Annotated in this window: 22 protein-coding genes; 13 read left to right on the top strand and 9 right to left on the bottom strand. The window is 44.8% G+C overall.

The genetic code is table 11. From position 1 onward, the window contains the following. Positions 1–22: 22 nt before the first annotated feature. Together AC1DCV_RS14570 and AC1DCV_RS14565 are read left to right on the top strand one after the other, a co-directional pair. Entirely contained in the window at positions 23–487 is a 465-nt protein-coding gene (locus AC1DCV_RS14570; RefSeq protein WP_477023813.1) for a hypothetical protein, read from the top strand. 20 nt (positions 488–507) lie between these two features. Beyond that, on the top strand, positions 508–855 hold the full coding sequence (locus AC1DCV_RS14565; protein WP_441578132.1) for a hypothetical protein: 348 nt from the start codon (positions 508–510) through the stop codon (positions 853–855). A gap of 1 nt (position 856) precedes the next feature. Here AC1DCV_RS14565 and AC1DCV_RS14560 read toward each other — a convergent pair whose 3' ends face one another. From AC1DCV_RS14560 to AC1DCV_RS14550, 3 genes are all read right to left on the bottom strand, one after another. Continuing rightward, positions 857–2,506 carry a M56 family metallopeptidase gene (locus AC1DCV_RS14560; protein WP_477023812.1) on the bottom strand — a complete coding sequence of 550 codons (1,650 nt, stop codon included), beginning with the start codon at positions 2,504–2,506 and terminating at the stop codon, positions 857–859. 5 nt (positions 2,507–2,511) lie between these two features. Then, entirely contained in the window at positions 2,512–2,874 is a 363-nt protein-coding gene (locus tag AC1DCV_RS14555) for a BlaI/MecI/CopY family transcriptional regulator (protein WP_477023811.1), read from the bottom strand. A gap of 112 nt (positions 2,875–2,986) precedes the next feature. Further along, positions 2,987–4,012: an SPASM domain-containing protein gene (locus AC1DCV_RS14550; protein ID WP_441578129.1), complete on the bottom strand. Its 1,026-nt coding sequence runs from the start codon at positions 4,010–4,012 to the stop codon at positions 2,987–2,989. A 130-nt stretch (positions 4,013–4,142) separates the two neighbouring features. On the opposite strand from AC1DCV_RS14550, the gene AC1DCV_RS14545 reads away from it, so the two are divergent. Together AC1DCV_RS14545 and AC1DCV_RS14540 are read left to right on the top strand one after the other, a co-directional pair. Further along, positions 4,143–4,883: a glycoside hydrolase family 25 protein gene (locus AC1DCV_RS14545; protein ID WP_477023810.1), complete on the top strand. Its 741-nt coding sequence runs from the start codon at positions 4,143–4,145 to the stop codon at positions 4,881–4,883. 18 nt (positions 4,884–4,901) lie between these two features. After that, positions 4,902–5,192: a hypothetical protein gene (locus AC1DCV_RS14540; RefSeq protein ID WP_477023809.1), complete on the top strand. Its 291-nt coding sequence runs from the start codon at positions 4,902–4,904 to the stop codon at positions 5,190–5,192. Here AC1DCV_RS14540 and AC1DCV_RS14535 read toward each other — a convergent pair whose 3' ends face one another. Both AC1DCV_RS14535 and AC1DCV_RS14530 read right to left on the bottom strand, forming a co-directional pair. Further along, a complete protein-coding gene (locus AC1DCV_RS14535; protein WP_477023808.1) occupies positions 5,193–5,738 on the bottom strand; it encodes a CAP domain-containing protein in 546 nt (181 codons plus the stop codon). Positions 5,739–6,219: 481 nt separating this feature from the next. Continuing rightward, the gene (locus AC1DCV_RS14530; RefSeq protein ID WP_477023807.1) at positions 6,220–6,657 is read right to left on the bottom strand and encodes a YybH family protein; all 438 of its coding nucleotides are present in this window, start codon (positions 6,655–6,657) and stop codon (positions 6,220–6,222) included. A gap of 118 nt (positions 6,658–6,775) precedes the next feature. On the opposite strand from AC1DCV_RS14530, the gene AC1DCV_RS14525 reads away from it, so the two are divergent. The 4 genes from AC1DCV_RS14525 to AC1DCV_RS14510 all read left to right on the top strand — a co-directional run bounded on the left by AC1DCV_RS14525 (position 6,776) and on the right by AC1DCV_RS14510 (position 11,540). Beyond that, a complete protein-coding gene (locus AC1DCV_RS14525) occupies positions 6,776–7,966 on the top strand; it encodes a DegT/DnrJ/EryC1/StrS family aminotransferase (protein ID WP_477023806.1) in 1,191 nt (396 codons plus the stop codon). Between the two features lie 72 nt (positions 7,967–8,038). Further along, entirely contained in the window at positions 8,039–8,764 is a 726-nt protein-coding gene (gene kdsB, locus AC1DCV_RS14520) for a 3-deoxy-manno-octulosonate cytidylyltransferase (protein ID WP_477023805.1), read from the top strand. A 20-nt stretch (positions 8,765–8,784) separates the two neighbouring features. Beyond that, entirely contained in the window at positions 8,785–9,861 is a 1,077-nt protein-coding gene (locus AC1DCV_RS14515) for an iron-containing alcohol dehydrogenase family protein (RefSeq protein WP_441578122.1), read from the top strand. Positions 9,862–9,965: 104 nt separating this feature from the next. Continuing rightward, entirely contained in the window at positions 9,966–11,540 is a 1,575-nt protein-coding gene (locus AC1DCV_RS14510) for a DNA recombination protein RmuC (protein ID WP_477023804.1), read from the top strand. A 125-nt stretch (positions 11,541–11,665) separates the two neighbouring features. Here the strand turns inward: AC1DCV_RS14510 and AC1DCV_RS14505 are convergent, their stop codons facing one another. After that, the gene (locus AC1DCV_RS14505) at positions 11,666–12,859 is read right to left on the bottom strand and encodes an MFS transporter (RefSeq protein WP_477023803.1); all 1,194 of its coding nucleotides are present in this window, start codon (positions 12,857–12,859) and stop codon (positions 11,666–11,668) included. Positions 12,860–13,035: 176 nt separating this feature from the next. Here AC1DCV_RS14505 and AC1DCV_RS14500 point away from each other — a divergent pair, with 176 nt between their 5' ends. From AC1DCV_RS14500 to AC1DCV_RS14485, 4 genes are all read left to right on the top strand, one after another. After that, positions 13,036–13,506: a Dps family protein gene (locus AC1DCV_RS14500; protein ID WP_477023802.1), complete on the top strand. Its 471-nt coding sequence runs from the start codon at positions 13,036–13,038 to the stop codon at positions 13,504–13,506. 119 nt (positions 13,507–13,625) lie between these two features. Then, entirely contained in the window at positions 13,626–14,411 is a 786-nt protein-coding gene (locus AC1DCV_RS14495) for an NYN domain-containing protein (protein WP_477023801.1), read from the top strand. Between the two features lie 3 nt (positions 14,412–14,414). Beyond that, positions 14,415–14,957 (top strand): O-acetyl-ADP-ribose deacetylase, encoded by a 543-nt coding sequence (locus tag AC1DCV_RS14490; RefSeq protein WP_477023800.1) that lies wholly within the window; start codon positions 14,415–14,417, stop codon positions 14,955–14,957. A 97-nt stretch (positions 14,958–15,054) separates the two neighbouring features. Further along, on the top strand, positions 15,055–16,434 hold the full coding sequence (locus AC1DCV_RS14485; RefSeq protein WP_477023799.1) for a TlpA family protein disulfide reductase: 1,380 nt from the start codon (positions 15,055–15,057) through the stop codon (positions 16,432–16,434). A gap of 298 nt (positions 16,435–16,732) precedes the next feature. Here the strand turns inward: AC1DCV_RS14485 and AC1DCV_RS14480 are convergent, their stop codons facing one another. The 3 genes from AC1DCV_RS14480 to AC1DCV_RS14470 form a co-directional block, all read right to left on the bottom strand. After that, entirely contained in the window at positions 16,733–18,706 is a 1,974-nt protein-coding gene (locus AC1DCV_RS14480; protein WP_477023798.1) for an alpha-ketoacid dehydrogenase subunit alpha/beta, read from the bottom strand. 28 nt (positions 18,707–18,734) lie between these two features. After that, positions 18,735–19,088, bottom strand: coding sequence for a phage holin family protein (locus AC1DCV_RS14475; protein WP_477023797.1), 354 nt, complete (start codon positions 19,086–19,088; stop codon positions 18,735–18,737). 137 nt (positions 19,089–19,225) lie between these two features. Further along, entirely contained in the window at positions 19,226–20,158 is a 933-nt protein-coding gene (locus AC1DCV_RS14470; protein WP_477023796.1) for a hydroxypyruvate isomerase family protein, read from the bottom strand. A gap of 177 nt (positions 20,159–20,335) precedes the next feature. Between AC1DCV_RS14470 and AC1DCV_RS14465 the strand changes: the two genes are divergently transcribed. Then, positions 20,336–21,301 carry a formylglycine-generating enzyme family protein gene (locus AC1DCV_RS14465; protein WP_477023795.1) on the top strand — a complete coding sequence of 322 codons (966 nt, stop codon included), beginning with the start codon at positions 20,336–20,338 and terminating at the stop codon, positions 21,299–21,301. Positions 21,302–21,321 lie beyond the last annotated feature (20 nt).

The following is a 21,321-nucleotide window of genomic DNA, read 5'->3' as shown; positions in this document are numbered from 1 at the left end:
CCATTTGAATAAATTTATTTGCATGGAAGATAATTTCGGCAACTACTTTAACCAAACGGGAAAAGTAGCCAGGGAATACCTGGAAACCAGACTGGACCTGATTAAGCTCCAGGCAGCGGGAAAGTTATCGAAAGCATTGGGATTGTTTTTCTCATTGACGATGGCTTTCCTGCTGTTCTTTTTCGTGATTGTGTTCCTCGGCATGGTAGTGGGCTTCTGGATCGGTGAAATGACCGGTAGTTTTACGATCGGATTTGGCTGTGCGGCAGGCTTATTTGTCTTATTATTTCTTATTATCCTGTTGTTCCGTAAGCAGCTGATACAAAGGCCGCTGGCTAAACTATTGATAACAGAGCTGGTGGATGAGATTACAGATAACGATGAACAGTCCAATCATATTCATAATCAACGTACAAAGGAGCAGCAACCGGTTGACCCGGGCTATGTTCCTGACGATGAAGCAACCGAAAACACCGCAAAGGGATAATCAATGCTAAACGTTTACACATGCGTAAGAAAATAAACAGCTTCGAAACACTGGAGTTGGAAATTGCCCGTTTAAAAATGCGCTCCCGGGAACTCGAAAATGAAATGGGCAACCGGGTAGATTATTTTAAGGACAACTATAAAAAGATGGCCCTGAATGCTGTAATCCCCGGTAGCGCCAGACATAGCGGTGCCCTCAACATAGCCATGAATGTGGCTAAGATGGCCTGGGGAAGTGGTAAAGTAAAGAATTTTGCTACCGGGGCATTAATGACAGCATTGGAATTTATTGGTGTTCAACTGGGTATCAACCTGTTTAATAAGGTTACTAAATCCAGGAAGAAGAAGAAAGAACCTGTGGCAGAATAGGTTATTTTTTGCCGTAGCCTACAATTATTATATCCGCATTTTCAGCGTCAGGTCCCTTGATCTGTCTTTCTGGCGTCCCCCCATATAGCATAAATGCGGCGCGAAGTGAAACGGTTACCGTTTTACCTGCAGGATCAGCAGCAAAAGCAGGTAGTAAGCCAACAACGCGTTTCACCTCATCACCCAAGGCCTCATCAGGAGTAGTTAATACTTCTACATCTGTGATAGCTCCGCTGGGTTGTATTTTGTATTGCATAGTTACAGTACCCACCTTGTTGTTATCATGACTAACTCTTGGATATCGCGTGTTCTTCGCGATTGTTTTTCTATATGCCTCCTTTCCACCGGGAAAGCGATTCAGGAAAGTAGAATCAGAAGTTACTCCTTTCACACTACCATTGCTTTCTGTTAACGCCAGGTTGATGAGGCTTCCTGGGAAATTTTTGCCTGCTATTTCTCCAATACCACTTTCTTTTTCACCGAAGTAGAAGAAAAAAGGATTAATAGGACCCTGGTCCAGTGTTTCTCCCAGCGTACTGCGCTTGGTATCCTGCGCCACAAACCGGATGCTGATGATTTCGCCGGCTGCATTACGTTTCAGCACAGGTACGTTAACGGTGATTCCTTTTTCTGCCAATACTTTTTTCATGTCAGCCAGATCATCATCGGAAGTCAGCCGGGTTACCATGCCATACAACACCCCTTTTTCAGTGGCCAGGTATTTTTGAGCGCCTGATTCCTGGGTGGTAGTGGGGGATGTGGCGGACAAAAGGCCAGCGGTGAGGCCAAGCACGGGCAGTAGCATCAGGTACCGCCAGGTGCGTAAACGCGGAGATTGGGTTTTGTTCATCATAAGTATTCTGTTTTTAATAAATGATTTACTGAAGTGATTTACAATAGCAACAGGACTGCGCGACGTACAGATCTTTATTAAACTGTACTGGTAGGCGGAAGGAGTATTGAAAGTCTGTACGGCGGCTTCATCTGCGAGGAATTCCAGGTTTAGCTGCAGGGCTCTTTTGCACATCCAGGCAAAAGGATTAATCCAGCATAAGCAGCAGTAGACAGCCGACAGCAACATATCTGCAGAATGATATTGCTGTACATGTGCTTCCTCGTGGCGGAGTATATGTTGTAACTCCGTATGTTCGTGTGCGTTAGGATCAAAAAAGATGGTTCGCAGAAAAGAGAAAGGAGCTGTAATACCGCTTATTTGTACATAGCGGATATTGTTTTGTGTATAGCTGTCACCTGTTTTAGCGAGGCGACTGATTTTTACCAGTTGCAGTACATGTACCAGCAGCAAAAGAATAGCTACTCCTATATATACTGACAACAGCATAGGGACAGCATGTTGCATAATTGGATCCCACCAGTGTTGTACAATGGTAACTTCGCCCGTTTGCGTAGCTGCGTGTACGTTATTGTTAAAATATACTGCAGCAGAAGGGCTTTCTGCTACTGGCGTTGTTTTCCATTGCAGGGCCGGAACCGGCAAGAGTGGCAGCACGGCAGAGCACACAAAAGCACTGAGCAACAGGATCCTGTTGTATCGGTAAAAGGTTTCTTTCTTAAAGCATATGATATAAAGGAGATAGAAAAGGGCCATGGATCCTGATGCTTGCAGGACATATAAAAAGAGGGTAGGCATACACGTTATTTTTTATCTTTCTCAATCATCTTTACTAATGCTTTCATTTCGTCCGGACCGATTTTTTCTTCCTTGGCGAAATAAGCGAGCATGTTGAGATAGGAGTTATCGAAAAAAGTGTTGAGCACCTTTTTCATAAAAGTATCCTTATAGCTTTCTTTACCGATGGTGGGGTAGTATTCGTAGGAGCCACCATATTCATGATGGGCGAGATACCCCTTTTCTTCCAGGCGCTTCATGAGCGTGGCAATGGTGTTGTAATGCGGTTTGGGATCGGGGAGATGCTCTATTGCATCTTTTACAAAAGCTTTTTCCAGGTCCCATATTACCTGCATCAACTCTTCTTCTTTACGGGATAGTTTTTTCATAACACTAATCTATTACTATTTTTGTAGTTTAAAAACTATTTTTGTAGTATTTGAACTATGAGCGTAGTAATAGATTGAATATCAATCAGAAAAAATATTTTATGACAGTGAATTACCCCCAGACCTTGGTGCCTTCACTACAATTAGCGCAGATATCTATGTTTTTGCGGGTTTCGAGAATCTGACTACGGAAACGGATATACTCTTTATTATGCCATAGTTCCTTGAAGGATTCTTTTTTCAGATCCCCCAGCCGGTGTTGTGCATCTTTGTCAAAGCAACAGGGAACAACGAGGCCGTCCCAGGTAACAACGGGTGAATGCCACAAGCGCCAGCAGTGATTGCTTAACTTATTTTTAATAGCGTATGTGCCATCTTCGTTACGATGGTAGCGGGAGTATTTATCGATGGTAGGAATTAAGCGGTTACCTTCTTCATAATCATATACCTGAGCGGTTTTAAACCGTACCTGGTCTACGCCTATTTCTTTGGCCAGTCGTTTAATATCTTCTATCTGGTGTTCATTGGGCTTTACTACGAGGAACTGGAAGAATACAAATGGCTTGGAGGAATTCAGTTCTTTTTTCCACTTCACAATATTTTTGGCACCCTGAATAACCTTATCGAGATGGCCACCTACCCTATACTGCGTGTATACATCCTGGGTAGTACCATCAATAGAGATGATCAGTCTGTCCAGGCCGCTTTCTACAGTCTTTTTAGCATTGGCATCTGTGAGATAATGTGCATTGGTGGAAGTAGCGGTATAAATGCCTTTGTCTGCCGCATATTTTACCATATCCAGGAAGCCGGTGTTGAGGTAAGGTTCTCCCTGAAAATAAAAAATCAGGTACAACAGCTCTTTGGAAATTTCATCAATTGTTTTCCTGAAAAAATCCTGTTCCAGCATGCCGGTAGGGCGGGTAAATGCTCTGAGTCCACTGGGACATTCGGGGCAGCGAAGATTGCAGGAAGTGGTAGGTTCAAAAGAGATGGATATAGGATATCCCCACTGAACGGGCTTGTTAGTCCATTTGCTCATAAAATAGCTTCCCAGCACTTTACCGGCGTTAATACCGCGGCGCAGTGTGAATTTGGAAAACAAATTAAGGGTATCCTTCAGGTTAAAATCGGGCATAAAAAATCACTTGACCTTTGTAAAAGTAGTCCCTTTAAACAAATTATAGCCTATACTTGCTGAAAAAATAGGGCTGTCGGCATTTATTACAGTCACCTTACCCAATTACCCTGCAACTAACTGAAGCAAAGTGAAAAGCATCTGGATCAGATTATTATTAGTAGTAGTGGCCGTACTGGCTTACTTATGGTGGAAAGAGCGTGACAAGGGCATTACCTTTGTGAGGTATGAAGAGTTTGGAATAGATATGCCGGTGAATTATAAAATTCACGGTATCGATGTATCTAAATTTCAGAAAGAGATTAACTGGCAGGCAGTAAAACAGATGCAGGTGGATAAGATTCGTATATCCTTTGCCTTTATAAAAGCTACCGAAGGGATTACCCGGCAGGACGCCTCCTTCCGGCAAAACTGGGACAGAGCGGGCAAGGCCGGACTGATAAGGGGGGCTTACCATTTTTTTTATGCCACCCGCGATCCGTTGAAACAAGCCATTAACTTTCATAACGTAGCGGATCTGCAGTCAGGAGATCTGCCGCCGGTGCTCGATATAGAAACCAGTAATAATCAACCAGCGGCTGTTATCCGCAGTACAGCAAAAATCTGGCTGGAGGAAATGGAAAAAGTATATAAAGTAAAGCCGATCATTTATACTAATATCCATTTCTACGAAACATATCTTGGCAATGAATTTGACCGCTACCCACTATGGATTGCACACTATTACCAGAAGGAACGGCCGCGTTCAGACAGGGCCTGGATGTTCTGGCAGCATAGTGACATTGGCAGGGTAAACGGTATCCGTACCACCGTAGATTTTAATGTATTTAAGGGAGACAGTGCTGCACTTGCTAAACTGTGCATACCTTAGTAACGCATATCATTCACTATGGCAGAACAACCCGCAACACCAGGGAACCCGGAAGTACCGGAACCGGAAGATCCTAATAAGATGGATTATGAGTTGTTTCATTTCCTCATAAAAATCATGCGTACGATCTTCATTGGTTTTTTCTGGATGATGATCAACGTATTCTTTGGCCTGTATCTGGGCTTTGCTGTACCGGAGGAATCTACCCCCGGCAGGATGACCTTTTTCTATTCCTGGTTTGGCATTACACTCGTTGCCTATATCTACTATATATGGCGTGCATGGCGCAAGAAAATGAGTGCACCCTGATTATTGAACAAAACTTCTTTTGCCAAGTTCCATCGTCCAGTTATTATTGTAGAGACCCACACCTATTTCTGTGAAAGCAGGATTCATCATGTTATGACAGTGCCTGGGGCTATTCAGCCAGCCCAGTATCACGGCTTGTTCGTCCATACTGCCAGCAGCAATATTTTCACCATAATAATTCCAGTGATAACCGGCAGCATCCAGTCTGGCGCCCGGTGTGGTGCCATTGGGGGAGTTGTGATCAAAGTATTTATTGATCGTCATGTCTTTGCTATGATCGTAGGCTGCCTTTTCCAATAAACCATTCCAGATAACAGCACCTACCGGTGGCATCTGATCATCTCCACATTTGCAGCCATGGCTGCGTAGCCCATTTACCAGCACGAGTAACGCATTGCGGTCAACCCTGTTTTCTGGTACTATTGAAGTGTCTGCCGGCGGTGTTTTGCCAGGCTCATTGGGGGTAACACCTGCTGATTTGGTGCAACTGCAATAGCATATAACGGCTATCATTGAGATAGCAATACGGATAATTTTCCCGGACATAACCAGTAATAAGTTATAGTAAATAGATACCGGGTTCTAAACAGGACTTGGATTAAAACTAAATTGGCTTTAGGAGGAACTTGATTAAAACTACTCTTGGTTGCTCAGAGGTTATGGGTTAAAACATTAACGAGGCCCCAAAGATAGGGTGTAGATATGAGAAATTCATTATAGCTTTTGTAAATCTAATGTTAATCACAACTGCTATATTTCCGCAGGGTGCCGTTGTGTTTCTTTCCCACTGTGAATCAGGCATTTGGGGAAAGGATACCCCGGACGGAGTTCGCTAAACAGCTTAAAACGGCCGTTTCCGGGGTGGAATAGTCTTTGCAATTCCTTTCATGTAATGAGCAAAAAAATTGGAAGCATTGAACATATTACCATGTCAGATGAAAATCCTACTTCTTTAAACTAAAGGAGTTTCAATACTTCTTTAATGTTGTGGTGTATATTGGCCATCCTATTCCTGGGATGGTTTTTTTTAGCTGCTATGGTCTGCGATAATTTTCCATTCTCCCTGAATTTTCTTCAACACCAGGCTGAAATGCCCTTCCAGGTCTCCGATAGTTCTTTGCAGGTGCCATTTACCAATCAAAAGATATACGCCAGCGGCCAGGGGCTTGAATTCCAGGAGTTTAAAATCCAGCTTACCCATGGTAGTGGCATCCGGATACGTTTTCTTGTAGCGATCCAGTGTGGCTTGCCAGCCATAGGTGACCCCGTTTTTACCAATAAACAGTAAGGAGTCGGAATGCCAGTAGGTTTGCATAAAGCCGTTGATATCCCCTTTATTCCAGGCAGTTGTTTGGGCAGTCATGAGCGCCGTAATTTTTTGCTGATCGCCCTGCTGGGCCTTCAGGGCCTGCGCCGGCAGCAGTGCCAGAGATCCCAATAGTGTAAGGAACAGAATAAAACGCATGTTAAATTTTTAGCAAAAGATAAACAGTTTTTCCGATGTAACGCAACTCTGATTATAGTAACTTTGCAGCATTATTTTTAGCACATCACTTACAATTATATTTAAAAATCAACAGTTTATGCCCGGATATGAACTATTTGGAGCCGAGGAAAAGAAAGAAGTAAACGACGTACTGGAAACCGGTATCATGATGCGTTACGGATTTGATGGTCCGCGTAAAGGCATCTGGAAAGCAAAGGAGCTGGAACAAGCTATTTGCGATAAACTGAATGTACAGTATACCCAGCTTGCTTCCAGTGGTACTGCCGCATTAACCACGGCAATGGCTGCGCTCGGACTTGGTGCCGGTGATGAAATTATCATGCCCACCTTTACATTCGTTGCCAGCTTTGAATCTGTATTTTCTGTAGGTGCCATACCTGTGCTGGTAGATGTGGATGATACCCTTACGCTGGATCCCAAAGCAGTAGAAGCAGCCATCACTCCCCGTACCAAAGCGGTTATGCCGGTGCATATGTGTGGTGCTATGGCTGATCTGGACGCATTGCAGGCTATCTGTAAAAAGCATAACCTCTTCCTGCTGGAAGATGCGTGTCAGTCTTTCGGAGCCTCTTACAAAGGAAAAGCATTAGGTTCTATTGGTGATGCAGGCACATTCTCTTTTGACTTTGTAAAGACCATTACCTGCGCAGAAGGTGGCGCCATCATTACCAATAATAAAGATATTTATACTAAATGCGACGGCTATACGGACCATGGTCATGATCACCTTGGTGTGGACCGCGGTGCTGATCTGCATCCGTTTATCGGATACAACTACCGTATTTCCGAACTGCATGCTGCAGTAGGTTTGGCCCAGGTGCGCAAGCTGGACACCTTCCTGGCAATACAACGTAAAACCAAGAAAATATTCAAAGATGCACTGGCTACTGTGCCAGGTGTAACTTTCCGCCGTTTACCGGATGAAGCGGGTGACAGTGCAACGTTCCTGTCGTTTTTTCTGCCGGAAACTGCCCAGGCGGCAAAAGCAGCTGCTGCTATGAAGGCCGCCGGCTTAGCTGCTTTTCATTACTATGATAATAACTGGCACTACATCCGTCAGTGGCAGCATTTTAAAGAGGGAGGCGTATTAACTCCTTTTGCAAAAGAGCTGAAACAGGCCATGGAAATCTATAAAACAAAAGAATTCCCGGCTTCTGATCTGATCATTGGCAGAAACATTTCCACCCCAATTAACCTGAGCTGGAGTGACGCCGAAATTCAGGAAAGAGCTGAAAAGCTGGTGAAGGCGGTTAAAAGCGCATTATAAAATTTCCGGCAAAGGCGCGGAGTGGCCATCATTACAAACCACTTCACGCCTTTGCAGATAAAATCAGAAGGCATGAGAAAAATTGCGTTGATACCTGCCCGTTATGGAGCATCCCGTTTTCCAGGTAAGATGATGGCAAAACTGGGTGATAAAACAGTGATTCTGCGTACATATGAATCGGCTGTAAAAACCGGGGTATTTGATGATGTGATGGTAGTGACAGACAGTGACCTGATCTACAATGAAATTGTAAGTAATGGTGGTAAAGCAGTCATGAGCAAAAAAGAGCATGAATGCGGAACAGATCGTATAGCCGAGGCCGTTGTAGACATGGACGTAGATATTGTCGTGAATGTCCAGGGAGATGAACCGTTTACACAAAAAGAGCCGCTGGAGAAACTATTGAAGGTATTTGAGGGGGAAGAAGGGAAGATAGTGCAGGTGGCATCGCTGATGCAGGAACTAAAAGACCAGGCCTCCATTGAAGATCCTAACTATGTGAAAGTAGCAGTAGACAAGAACTCCAATGCATTATTCTTTTCCCGATCTGTTATTCCTTATCCACGTAATAAAGACATTAAATCTGTATACTACGAGCATATCGGTATATATGCTTTCCGTAAACAAACGTTGCTGGACTTTACACAGATGCCGGTAACACCGCTGGAAGCAGCGGAGAAAATTGAATGTTTGCGTTACCTGGAGAATGGTATACCCATGAAAATGGTGGTAACCTCCTACATGGGCGTGGAAATCGATACACCAGAGGACCTGGAGAAGGCATCAAAACTTTTATAACATCTAACTAACAGGGATATATGAAATTCAGGAATTTTAAAATGGTGGACTACGTAGTTTACGGCAGCGGATGTTTTGATCAGCTGGGCGAAATACTGGCCCCCAGGCGCGTAGGTGATGCTCCCATGATATTTTTCGTGGATGAGTATTTCCAGGATAAAAAGGAATTTTTGGCCCGGGTACCTTTACAGGGAAAGGACAAAATAGTAGTGATTGACGTTACCGATGAGCCTAAAACCAAAACGGTAGACAAGATCCGTGATGAGCTGCAAGCTGAATTTGGTACCGTATCCGGTATCATTGGCATTGGCGGCGGATCTGTAATGGATATGGCCAAAGCCGTAGCGCTGATGATGACCAACGTAGGATCTTCTGCCGACTATCAGGGCTGGGACCTGGTAAAGGTAGCGGGTGTGTATAAAGTAGGTATTCCTACTATTTCCGGTACTGGTGCTGAAGTAAGCCGTACCTGCGTGTTAACCGGTCCTACCCGTAAACTGGGTATGAACTCCGATTTCACTCCTTTTGATCAGATCGTACTGGATCCTTCACTGACTAAAACAGTAGAGCCTAACCAGCGTTTTTATACCGCCATGGACTGCTTTATTCACTGTGTAGAATCATTGCAGGGTACTTATCTGAATGCGTTCAGTCAGTCTTATGGGGAAAAAGCACAGGAGTTGTGTGAAGAAATTTTCCTTCAGAAAGAGAACTGGGATGATGATGCTGATGAGAAACTGATGATGGCATCTTATGCCGGTGGCATGAGCATTGCTTATTCCCAGGTGGGCGTGGCACATGCGGTGAGTTATGGATTGGCTTACCTGCTGGGCACCAAACATGGTATTGGTAACTGTATTGTATTTGACAAGCTGGAAGAGTTTTATCCGGAAGGCGTGGCCAAGTTCAAGGAGATGGTGAAAAAGCATAACATTGAAATCCCACAAGGTATTACCAAAGGGCTCACCGATGAGCAGTTTGATATTATGATCAACGTATCACTGGGCATGGCGCCGTTATGGGAAAACGCACTGGGTAAAGACTGGAAGGAGATCATGACCCGCGAAAGACTGCGTAAGCTGTACGAGCGTTTATAGTCTCTTTAGTATTACACTGATTTTATTTTGATATAGAAATTAGCGGAGATAGATGGGTAGACAATACCTGTTTGTCTCCGCTAATTTTTTACAACGCAAATTCAGTGCGTAGAAAAAAGTTATTATTGCTTAGGGAGAAGATTATCATGCTGATACTATTGATTATTTCGGGAATAGGCATTCTTGTGCTAGGTTATTGCCTGTTCACTGCGAAACAGCAACAGAAGGCACAGGAGGCCATACAGGAGCAGCAATTGCAGCAGCTCAGCGCGGCCCAGGCGAGTTATGCATCATTGCAAACGGGCTATACTGCGCAGCAGGAGAGGTATCACCTGTTGGAAGCCAAGCAGGAGTACCTGCAAAATATGCTGGATGACAAGGCCATGTTGGTGAGGGAGAAGCAGCAGCAACTGGAACGGATAAACGAAGAGTTTTCGGTCCTGATGTCTGAGCAGGGGCGGATGATGGAGCAGAATAAATACCTGCAGCAACAGCTGATGGGGGAAAAGGAAAGACTGCAGCAGGTGCAGGAGGACTTTAAAGTTCAGTTTGAAAATATAGCTCAGCAGCTATTGCAACGCATCTCCGGTACGTTTATGGAACAGAACAAGGTGAAAATGGATGATGTGCTGAAACCACTATCAGAGAAGATAGATAACTTCCGCAGCAGTGTACAACAGTCACTGGTGGCGGAAACCGCCCAACGTACAGAGTTGAAAAATGAACTGCAACGCCTTCTGCTCCTCAATCAAACCCTGTCGAAAGAAGCCAATAACCTTACCAACGCCCTGAAAGCAGATACCAAGAAACAGGGTAACTGGGGAGAAATGATACTGGAAAGAGTATTGGAAGCATCGGGTCTGGAGAAGGGAGTACATTATTTTACCCAGGATGCGCAACGGGACGAAACAGGACAACTGAGAAAACCAGACCTGGTATTACAGCTCCCGGAAAACCGGCAGTTGGTGATAGATTCCAAAGTGTCACTGAAAGCCTACGAACAATATTGCAGTGCTGTTAATGAAGAAGATAAAAAGTATGCATTGAAAATGCACCTCCAATCGGTAAAGAACCATATCAGTGAATTAAGCGCCAAAGCATATCATACGCTGTATAAAAACACCACCGACTTTGTGATGCTGTTTATCCCCATTGAGCCAGCCTATGCATTGGCGATAATGCAGCAGGACGAAGATCTGTACGATTTTGCTTTCCGTAAAAGGATCATACTGGTAAGCGTTCCTTCTTTGCTGGCCACCCTCCGAGTTATTGATAACATGTGGCGACTGGATAAGCAGAATAAGAATGCAGAAGAAATTGTACGGCAGGGTAGTGCCCTTTATGATAAATTCGTTGGCTTCGCGGAAGATATGGGCATGATTGGCGCACACCTGAAACGTAGTCAGAATACATATGACGATGCCATGAACAAGCTGACATCCGGCAATGGTAATCTCATCGGCCGGGCAGAGAAAATGCGCAAGCTGGGTCTCGATAATAAGAAAGTATTGCCAAAAGAAATGACCGCGGATTTATTGTTGCCGGAAGAAGAGCGGATAACAGGTATTCCTGCTGACTTAATGTCGGAAGACGAAGCTGTTCCGGATGCTCCTATGGCACTCAACGGACAGCAAACTGCCATAACGGAAAGTGCTGAACCAGGAGAGGAAACAGAATAGCAGGTAATAAATGATATATGGGGGCCCTGAAGCAGGAGCAGAGGAGATAAAATCCGCAAACGACCGGCCTCGAAAAGGAGCTTTTTTTTGAGGAACTAAAAAATTGAAGCACCGGATGAAAGCCATTACAACTCCTGCATCATCGAATGTTTCACCTGTTTCGGCTTGTATACGAAACTGAGATACAAAGTAGCCAGCAACGTGATACCTGCAATCACATAAAATGTAAGCGGGAAATTAGTAGAGCGATTGCTATAAATAAATGCAGAGAAATAAGCTCCCAAACCAATACCCGCTTCCATGGCGATGTACATGCTGGCGAGTGCACGGCCCCGGTGTTCTGGTCTGCCCAGATCTACGGTCCATGCTGTAACAGCCGGAGAGTTGAGCCCTACAGAGATGCCATAAACAACAGCAGCGGCCATCAGGAAGGTGGTACTACCTGCAAGTCCCATCATCAACATAGAACCCGCCATCAGAATAGCAGAAATCTTTAGTACAGGCACCCGCCCGTAACGGTCAGATACCTTACCCGCCACCAAACGAATTCCAATAGAACTGGCCGTGAAAAAAGTATAGAATAATCCTTTATTGGAAACACCCAGAAAAGCACTGAAATCAGGAATAATAGTAAGGATAGCACCATAGCTGAAATAGGTAAGGAAAGTAATGATCACCGGCGACCATACCAGGGGCTCAAAAATTTCATTAGCAGATATCTTCAGCAATGAAAAACGGAAAGGCTGTTTATTAACCAGGGTTTCTTTCATCCCTACCAGTATCACCACAGACAACAATGCAAATACGGCAGATAGCTGGAACATGATGTTAATATTCCATCGTACCGCCACATAGCCGCCAATGGCAGGTCCCATGGCCATACCAATAGTGCTGAACAAACCCACCATGCCCATGGCTTCCCCACGCCGGGTTACCGGCACCATATCAGACACATAGGCAGATGTACCAGTAGGCTTAAACCCTGTGGAAAATCCATGAAAGAATCTTAACAACAGGAAAGCCCCTACAGAGCTGATGATTGGATACATCAGGCTGCAAACCACACAAACCAGCGACCCGAAAATCATGACAGGCACACGTCCTATCGTATCCGTAAGTTTGCCGCTGAATGGTCGGGATAGTCCCGCCATTAAAGTAAACAAGCCGATAATATATCCTTTGTAATCCGCGCCACCCATCCGCGTAAGATAAGCCGGCAGCTCAGGGATCATCATATTGAAGCTGGCAGAAAAAAGGGCATTGCTAAGGCAAAGTAGAATAAAATGAAGACTGTAAATTCTCTCTGTCGACTGATACATGCACACAAAATTAGGAACTATGGTACAATTTTAGCAAAGTAATTGACACCTTCAGGAAACATGAACAAAAACAGGGTAAAGCCTGTTTATATTAACCGGCTGTTAAATCATGACATCCATCATAATAATCTATCTCCTGAAGTTGTAAATTTAAGTAACCAAAAAATTTCAATGATATGAAAATAAACATTGGTGTTTCAGCAGAAAACACAAAGCAAATAGCATTAGAATTAAATAAAGTATTGGCAGATGAACTGGTGATTTATGCTAAAACACGTAATTCTCACTGGAATATAGAAGGTAGCAACTTCATGGAAATGCACAAGTTCTATGAAGAGCAATATGAAGAGCTGGAAGAATATGCGGATGAAGTAGCAGAATATATCCGCTCCATCGGACATTATGCTGAAGGTCGCTATGCAGACGTATTAAAGCTCACCAACCTGTTGGAATCAGAGTATTCCAATAACCAGAAAAAGCAACTGCAGGAATTACTCGATGATCACGAAACTATTGTTCGTAATCTCCGCAGACTGATAGATGAATTTGATGAAAAATACAAAGACAAGGGTGCCGCCGATTTTGCAACGCAAATGTTGCAGAAACATCTGAAGCTAGCCTGGATGATACGTTCCTATCTCAAATAATATCTCATTCATATAAGCAACGTGTTAGCTACAGTAACAAGCTGTAACTAACACGTTTTTAATTTTAACTAAATGGCTACATTTGTTGTTGTCACCTCTTCATCCCAAAAACAATAACAATGGATAATACAACGAGTGACCTCCGCCTGGCGGTACTGATAGATGCAGATAACATACCTTATCATAACATAAAGGGTATGCTGGAAGAAGTAGCGAAATACGGCAACCCCACTTTTAAACGAATTTATGGCGACTGGACCAAACCTACCGTGGTAGGCTGGAAAGGTGTGCTGCTGGACTATGCGATTACCCCCATCCAACAGTATAGCTATACTTCCGGCAAAAATGCTACGGATTCGGCGATGATTATTGATGCCATGGATATTTTATATACGGGTCGTGTAGATGGCTTTTGTCTCGTATCCAGTGATAGCGATTTTACCAGATTAGCCACCCGGTTGCGTGAAGCAGGTATGCGGGTGTATGGTATGGGAGAACAAAAAACCCCCAGCGCTTTCCGGGCTGCCTGTGATAAGTTCATTTACCTGGAAATATTACAGGTCAGGAAGAAAACGGATACAGATACGGATACCGACACCGATTCGGAAAATGAAACCAGCGGCAAACCTAAGACTACCAAAGCGAAGCGGAACAGCATCAGCAAAGCCGATAAACAATTGATAACACTTCTGTCTACCAGCGTGAATGATATTGCGGATGAAGATGGATGGGCTTACCTGGGTGAGTTGGGCAACCTGTTGTTGAAGAAGCAACCTGACTTTGACGCCCGTAACTATGGCTTCAATAAACTGTTGCAGTTGCTGAAGAGCTTTCCCAACTTTGAAATTGATATCCGGGAAAGCGGCAAAAAAACCGGGAAACTAGTGTATGTAAGAACCGTATAACTTATGGCATACAGGAAGATCAGGATCGTTCAGGGCGATATCACTAAAATAAAAGCAGACGCCATTGTTAATGCCGCCAACTCATCACTATTGGGCGGCGGCGGTGTAGATGGAGCTATTCACAGAGCCGGAGGACCAGCCATACTGGCCGATTGCAGAACCATCGTAGCCCGACAGGGCGGCTGTAAAACCGGAGAAGCAGTAATTACTACCGCCGGGCGTTTACCCGCCAAACACGTTATCCACACGGTAGGCCCGGTATGGAATAACGGGATCCACAACGAAGAAGCATTGCTGGCCAATTGCTATCGCCACTCCCTGGAGCTGGCATCCCGACATCATTTAAAATCAGTGGCCTTTCCAAACATAAGCACAGGAATTTATCATTTCCCTAAAGACCTCGCAGCGTTTATTGCCATGGACACTGTGGTGAAATACCTGGAATTACATCCGGAAATGGAAGAAGTAATATTTGTTTGTTTCGATGAAGAAAACCTCCGTTATACAGAGCAGTACTACAATCAGCATATTCGCCCTGAAGAATAATTTTTCTGCCGTTGATGTAGAATGCCGACTCCGATCAATTAACCTTTTTTATATTTGAATACGTATTTCAAAACCACCAACCATTAAAAACTAAACAATGAAATTACATCGTCTGATGCCGGTGATAGCCGCTATGGCTTTTACCAGCACCTATGCCGGACCTGTGCCTGCATCCACCCTCGCCGTTATTCAGGGAAAAACAACCAATGAAAAAGTAAAGAAAATCACGCTTTATGCCGTTAAGGAAGGTCGTAAAGAAGAAGTGGCAACTGCTGCTGTGAATGAAAATCACGCTTTTGCTTTTGCAGTACCAGCACCCAAAGAAGGCTTTTATTATGTTTCATCAACAGAGATTAAAGGCCGGGATGCCCGCGTGTACCTGAAAGCAGGGGATCAGTTGCAACTGACACTTAACAGTAGCGACTACACGTTACAATCCGGATCTGCCGAAAACAAAGCGTTACAACAATGGGATCAGCACCTGAAAGAAATTATGTTGCCGGCAATCAATATCGACACTGTCACTTTCGAGTCTTATTTCCCTGTGCTTGAAGCCTTTGTGCCTAAAGTTGCTGGTTGGAAGAAAGCGGTGAATACGCCCAACAAAAAATTTAATGACTTGCTGAAATTCCAAATGGATGTGGATATGGAGCATGCTGCCATGTCATTTCTGCTTATGCCACGCCCTAAGCATCCAACGGAGGAGCAGCGTTCTGCTTTTTACGGGCAAATTATCCAGGACAAAAAATATGCTGATGCAAGATTGTTGCAGGATGGAGATGGCGCAAGGATTATCAGCCTTTATTCCACCTTTCATATGATCACTTTCATGCCTAAAGAAAGGCCAAAAGCATCTGAGGGTCTTCAAAATCTGGTTGCCTTATTTGGTAATGATAGCATCAAAGCAGTGGCTATTACGCAAAGTCTTACGGCCTACAAAACTTTTGAAAAGCTTACAGAGGCAATGGCGCCGGTACAGCAATACCTGGTAACAGATCTGCAGAAAGAGCGCTACCTGGCTTATGAAAAAACCTTACGACACTTTGCAGCAGGAGAGCCTGCCATTAACTTCTCTGGTGTGGATGTAACGGGTAATAAAGTATCTCTGCAGGACCTGAAAGGAAAAGTAGTGGTAGTGGATGTGTGGGCTACCTGGTGTGGGCCCTGCAAAGAAGAAATGCCCTATCTTAGTAAGCTGGAAGAGGAAATGGAAGGTAAAAATGTAGTGTTCCTGGGCTGCTCTGTAGATGAAGCAAAAGACAGAGAAAAGTGGATAGATTTTGTGAAGAAGCAGGAAATGAAGGGAACACAGATTTTTATGAGTGGCTGGAGCGATATCACTAAAAGCTACGATATCAAAGGAATTCCCCGTTTTATGGTATTTGACCAGAAGGGCAATATTGTAAGTGTGGATGCGCCACGTCCGTCTGAGCCGGCATTAAAGGCACTGATAGAGAAAACGCTTACGAAAGGATAAAAAGATCTGCTAGCAGCTATACAAAAGGCTTCCCGTTTAAAGGAAGCCTTTTGTTTTATAGTGCGATGTGAAAAAGCGGTGCTGTTAGAGTTTTGCGTACTTCGCCCAGGCGTAGATAAACATAGCAGCAAAAACTATAATGGCTACAGGTGCCAAGAAATGACCAATACTATCGCCAACTTTATAAAAGTTAGTGGTGTGTACTACTGTTAAAAGATTCATCAACATAGTATAATGATTTATTTAATTCCGGATGCAAATTAGAACTTTCGGGGCATATTCCCAATGAAAGGATGTATTACCAGGCGGTTAATTGCTGTATATACGTGTCCAGTCTTGATTTGGCGAGAAAATTTTTTTCCAGCGTGCCTGCAAATGGAATGGGAGTGTCCAGGCTGCCGCACCGCATCACCGGGGCATCCAGCAGGGCGAAGCAGTGTTCGGCTATCCAGGCGCTGATTTCGGCGCCAAAGCCTCCGGTAAGGGTATCTTCATGGAGCACCAGTACTTTGCCGGTAGCAGCTACGATCTCGCGGATGGCGGGATAATCCAGCGGTACCAGGGTGCGTAGGTCCAGGATTCCGATAGAGATTTCCGGGTGTTGTGCCGCATATTCCATCGCCCAATGTACGCCACTACCATAGGTAATAATGCTGATATCGTCTCCGGGCTGTACCAATGCGGCTTTTCCTATTTCAATGGTGTAATAATGTTCCGGTACGTTGCCACTGATGCTGCGGTAAAGCGCTTTGTGCTCAAAGTACATCACGGGGTTAGGGTCGGCAATAGCCGCTGTGAGCAAGCCTTTGGCATCTTCCGGCGTAGCAGGATATACCACCTTGAGACCGGGAACATGTGTAAACCAGGCTTCATTACTTTGTGAGTGAAAAGGACCGGCGCCAACACCGCCGCCGGTGGGCATGCGGATCACTACATCAGCATGTTGTCCCCAGCGATAATGTATTTTGGCCAGGTTATTTACTACCTGGTTAAAACCACAGGTAACGAAATCGGCAAACTGCATTTCTACCACGCTCTTGAATCCGGCGATCGACAATCCCAGCGCAGCGCCTATGATAGCGCTTTCGCATAGGGGTGTATTGCGTACCCTGTCTTTCCCAAAAAATTCCACAAAACCCTCTGTAATTTTAAAGGCACCGCCGTATTCTGCAATATCCTGTCCCATGAGGATCAGCTCCGGATGTTTTTCCATGGCTTGTTTTAAGCCATCGGACAGTGCATTGATAAAGCGTTTTTCGGAAGATGGCCCCGCAGCGGCCACCACAGCAGGTGTAGGGGCATACAGGTCGTTTATTTCTGTTTTCGTGTTTGCAATGATAGGTGTATCTACCAGGCCTCTGGCCACCTCTGCTTCAATCTGATGTTTCAGCTCATCACGGATCGCAGCGATATCTGCTGAGGTAAGAATATTTTTTTCCTGCAGCCAGGTCTCATATTGCAGAATGGGATCTTTTTTACCCCATTCTTCAAAAAGGGCAGGAGGTACATATTTTACGCCGCTGGCTTCTTCATGGCCACGCATCCGGAAGGTCATGGCTTCTATCAGCACCGGCTTTTGCGCCTTTATGGCGTAGGCCCGCGCAGTACGCACTGTTTGGTATACTTCCAGCAGGTTGTTACCATCTATCTGTACGCCTTCCATGCCATATCCGATGGCTTTGTCCACCAGGCTGGCGCAATGATATTGTTCGCTTACGGGGGTGCTAAGTCCGTAGCCATTGTTTTCAATGATAAATATAACGGGAAGACCCCATACTGCGGCCACATTGAGGGCTTCATGGAATTCTCCTTCGCTGGTACCTCCTTCACCGGTAAAGGCGAGGGATACTTTCTTCTCTTTTTTAAGTTGATGTGCGAGAGCAATACCATCAGCAATAGAAAGCTGAGGGCCCAGGTGGGAAATCATGCCGCAGATATGATGTGGGGTGCTGCCAAAGTGAAAGGAGCGTTCCCGCCCTTTGCTGTAGCCATGTTCACTGCCCTGCCACTGCAGCAGCAATTTGTCAAGCGGCATTTCGCGGGTAGTAAATACCCCCAGGTTGCGATGGAGGGGCATGATCCACTCGTCAGCATCCAGTGCAAGCGTGGCACCAACTGCTATAGCTTCCTGGCCTATGCCCGAAAACCACTTACTTATTCTTCCCTGTCGCAATAGCAGCAGCATTTTTTCCTCTATCAGCCGTGGATAAAGCAAGGCTTTATAGAAAGACAGTAATTGCGAATCGCTCAGGTCTGACCGGTCGAAATACATGGGTTGGCTTTTTAACAGGCAGTAAAGGCTAATCGTTGTTATTATTGCCCGCGAGATTGATCATCACACTATTGATGATGGTCATAATAATACTGAAAAGTAATGCCCACCAGAAGCCGTCTACTTTGAAACCGGGTACCAGCTTCGCCGCCAGCAAAATGATGAGGGCATTGATAACAAAGAGGAAAAGGCCCAGTGTAACAATGGTTACCGGGAACGTGAGAACAACAAGCAACGGCCTTACCAGGGCATTTAATAACGCTAATACCAACGCCAGGATCAGGGCTGTAACAAAGGTATCTACTTTGACTGCCGGCTTCAGCAGGTAAGCGGTTAACATGGCAGCCAATGCACTAACTAGTATACGGATCAGAAAACCCATAGCAGATTGTTTTACTAGTTAAGTTAACGAAAAAAAAAGAATTACGAATTACGAATTATGAATTACGGAGTTATGTGGAGAGCATCTGTTGCAGTCTCGCTATCACTCCGTAATTCGTAATTTTTAATTCGTAATTCTTACAAAAAACTATCTGCTTCTCTATAGGCTTTAATCAGGGCCGCTTCGCCATCTTTACCTTGTCCGGCCATGCCATGTTCCATGCCCAGTACCCCTTTGTATCCTTTTTTATGGAGATGCTTAAAGATATTTTTATAGTTGATTTCGCCGGTGCCAGGTTCTTTGCGGCCGGGATTATCACCTATTTGTATGTAGGCAATTTCATCCCAGCACATATCCAATACAGGAATCAGGTTGCCCGTATTGCGTTGCATATGATAGATATCGTATAATATTTTGCAGGAAGGGCTTTTCACCGCCTTACATACTTCAAAGCTTTGTTCTGCTGTGCGGAGAAACAGATCCGGGTTGTCGCTCAGCGGCTCCAGTACCATGATCAGGCCATGGGGTTCAAATATTTCTGCTCCGGCGCGCAGTGCATCTATTACGTGAGCCGTTTGGATACCCATCGGGAGGTTGCGGTCAAAGTATCCCGGAACAACGGTGGCCCATTTGGCATTGCAGCGCTTGGCGGTTTCCAGGCTTTCCTTACAGGTTTTGATAAAGGCATCTTTAAATTCCTGTTTACCGGAAGTCAGCGAAGTTTTCCAGTTGTTGCCGGTGTCTACTACAAACACGCCCATCTGCATGCCTAATTTATTCAGCAGGTCGCCTATTTTAGATTGTTCGGCAGCAGGTCGTCCTAACATTCCATTATCTTCAATGGAGCGGAACCCTTGATCATACATGTACTTTATCTGGTCGAGGAAATCCCCGCCGGCACTGTTTTTAAACATACCATCATGCGGGCCATAGTTCATGTTAAAGGTTTTTCCTTTTACATCTTTATCATTATTGCCTGCTGCCGCCTGTGCTGTGTTGCCGATACTGCCAAGTGTCAGTGCCGAAATGCCGGCCAGGGTGCCGTTTTGCAGGAATTTTCTTCTTTCCATAAACGTTAGGTTGATTGTGTAAATGACAGGAGGCTAAATTTAATAGGTTTTGCAAGGAAATGCTAATATTCATGAAAAATTTTCAATTCATCAGCCTTTTTTCGCACTCATAAAAAAATATTGCATTCCAGATTAGTTTTTTTTAGATTCACCCACTTATATTTTCAATCACGTTAGATGACTAAACCGTATGTGGCCTTACTGCTGAGTGGACTATTCAGCCAGGTGGTAATAGCGCAATCAAATCAGGCGTTCGAAGCTTATAGCCAGCAAATTCCAGGCACTGATGTCCGTTTCAAGATGGTACCTATTAAAGGAGGCAGTTTTAAACTGGGAAGCCCCGATAATGAAAAAGGCAGGAATAAGGACGAAGGCCCCGCTAAGAATGTACAGATCTCTGACTTCTGGATGGGCGCTACAGAAGTGACTTTTGACGAATATGATATTTACTCAGATGCCGAAAAAGATAAAACACCGGTGCCGGATGGTATGACCCGTCCAAGTCCTCCATATATAGATCTGACTTTAGGAATGGGCAAAGCAGGTGGTTTCCCGGCGAATAGCATGAGTCAGTACGCCGCCCTGATGTATTGCAAATGGTTGTATATCAAAACCGGTATATTCTACCGCCTGCCCACAGCGGCAGAATGGGAATATGCCTGCAGAGCAGGTGCAGCTACCGCATATCCTTTTGGAGCGGATGCATCCCAGCTGAAGGACTATGCCTGGTACAAAGGAAACAGCGAGCAGAAATACCATAAAGTAGGACAGCTGAAACCTAACGCCTGGGGATTATATGATATGCTGGGTAACGTAGAAGAATGGACCCTGGACCAATACGATGAAAATGGCGTAGCCAGCGCAAAAGACCAGGATCCCTGGACAGTGCCTACGGCCAAAACACCCCGCCTGCTGAAAGGTGGCAGCTTCCAGGACGAAGCGCCGCTGCTCCGCAGCGCGGCCCGTTTAAAATCAGATCCCATCTGGAACCGCCGGGATCCGCAAATTCCGAAAAGCTCCTGGTGGAACGCCGATGCGCCCTTTGTCGGATTCAGAATTGTGAGACCCGCAAAACAGCCCACAGGAGCAGAAGCAGAACAATTTTTTGAAGAAATGATCGCGAAATATAAAGGTGCACGCTAGAAAGATTCAAACTACTAAAA

The sequence above is a fragment of the Chitinophaga sp. 10T418 genome (assembly GCF_056394125.1).
Note: the sequence above shows the minus strand (reverse complement) of the source record. Positions and strands in the feature narration are given on the sequence as shown.

What these genes read in the sequence shown, in the direction of transcription:
- AC1DCV_RS14570 (WP_477023813.1), top strand. Translation starts at nt 23, where the DNA reads ATGGAAGATAATTTCGGCAACTACTTTAACCAAACGGGAAAAGTAGCC.
- AC1DCV_RS14565 (WP_441578132.1), top strand. Translation starts at nt 508, where the DNA reads ATGCGTAAGAAAATAAACAGCTTCGAAACACTGGAGTTGGAAATTGCC.
- AC1DCV_RS14560 (WP_477023812.1), bottom strand. Translation starts at nt 2,506, where the DNA reads ATGCCTACCCTCTTTTTATATGTCCTGCAAGCATCAGGATCCATGGCC.
- AC1DCV_RS14555 (WP_477023811.1), bottom strand. Translation starts at nt 2,874, where the DNA reads ATGAAAAAACTATCCCGTAAAGAAGAAGAGTTGATGCAGGTAATATGG.
- AC1DCV_RS14550 (WP_441578129.1), bottom strand. Translation starts at nt 4,012, where the DNA reads ATGCCCGATTTTAACCTGAAGGATACCCTTAATTTGTTTTCCAAATTC.
- AC1DCV_RS14540 (WP_477023809.1), top strand. Translation starts at nt 4,902, where the DNA reads ATGGCAGAACAACCCGCAACACCAGGGAACCCGGAAGTACCGGAACCG.
- AC1DCV_RS14535 (WP_477023808.1), bottom strand. Translation starts at nt 5,738, where the DNA reads ATGTCCGGGAAAATTATCCGTATTGCTATCTCAATGATAGCCGTTATA.
- AC1DCV_RS14530 (WP_477023807.1), bottom strand. Translation starts at nt 6,657, where the DNA reads ATGCGTTTTATTCTGTTCCTTACACTATTGGGATCTCTGGCACTGCTG.
- AC1DCV_RS14525 (WP_477023806.1), top strand. Translation starts at nt 6,776, where the DNA reads ATGCCCGGATATGAACTATTTGGAGCCGAGGAAAAGAAAGAAGTAAAC.
- kdsB (WP_477023805.1), top strand. Translation starts at nt 8,039, where the DNA reads ATGAGAAAAATTGCGTTGATACCTGCCCGTTATGGAGCATCCCGTTTT.
- AC1DCV_RS14515 (WP_441578122.1), top strand. Translation starts at nt 8,785, where the DNA reads ATGAAATTCAGGAATTTTAAAATGGTGGACTACGTAGTTTACGGCAGC.
- AC1DCV_RS14505 (WP_477023803.1), bottom strand. Translation starts at nt 12,859, where the DNA reads ATGTATCAGTCGACAGAGAGAATTTACAGTCTTCATTTTATTCTACTT.
- AC1DCV_RS14500 (WP_477023802.1), top strand. Translation starts at nt 13,036, where the DNA reads ATGAAAATAAACATTGGTGTTTCAGCAGAAAACACAAAGCAAATAGCA.
- AC1DCV_RS14495 (WP_477023801.1), top strand. Translation starts at nt 13,626, where the DNA reads ATGGATAATACAACGAGTGACCTCCGCCTGGCGGTACTGATAGATGCA.
- AC1DCV_RS14490 (WP_477023800.1), top strand. Translation starts at nt 14,415, where the DNA reads ATGGCATACAGGAAGATCAGGATCGTTCAGGGCGATATCACTAAAATA.
- AC1DCV_RS14485 (WP_477023799.1), top strand. Translation starts at nt 15,055, where the DNA reads ATGAAATTACATCGTCTGATGCCGGTGATAGCCGCTATGGCTTTTACC.
- AC1DCV_RS14480 (WP_477023798.1), bottom strand. Translation starts at nt 18,706, where the DNA reads ATGTATTTCGACCGGTCAGACCTGAGCGATTCGCAATTACTGTCTTTC.
- AC1DCV_RS14475 (WP_477023797.1), bottom strand. Translation starts at nt 19,088, where the DNA reads ATGGGTTTTCTGATCCGTATACTAGTTAGTGCATTGGCTGCCATGTTA.
- AC1DCV_RS14470 (WP_477023796.1), bottom strand. Translation starts at nt 20,158, where the DNA reads ATGGAAAGAAGAAAATTCCTGCAAAACGGCACCCTGGCCGGCATTTCG.
- AC1DCV_RS14465 (WP_477023795.1), top strand. Translation starts at nt 20,336, where the DNA reads ATGACTAAACCGTATGTGGCCTTACTGCTGAGTGGACTATTCAGCCAG.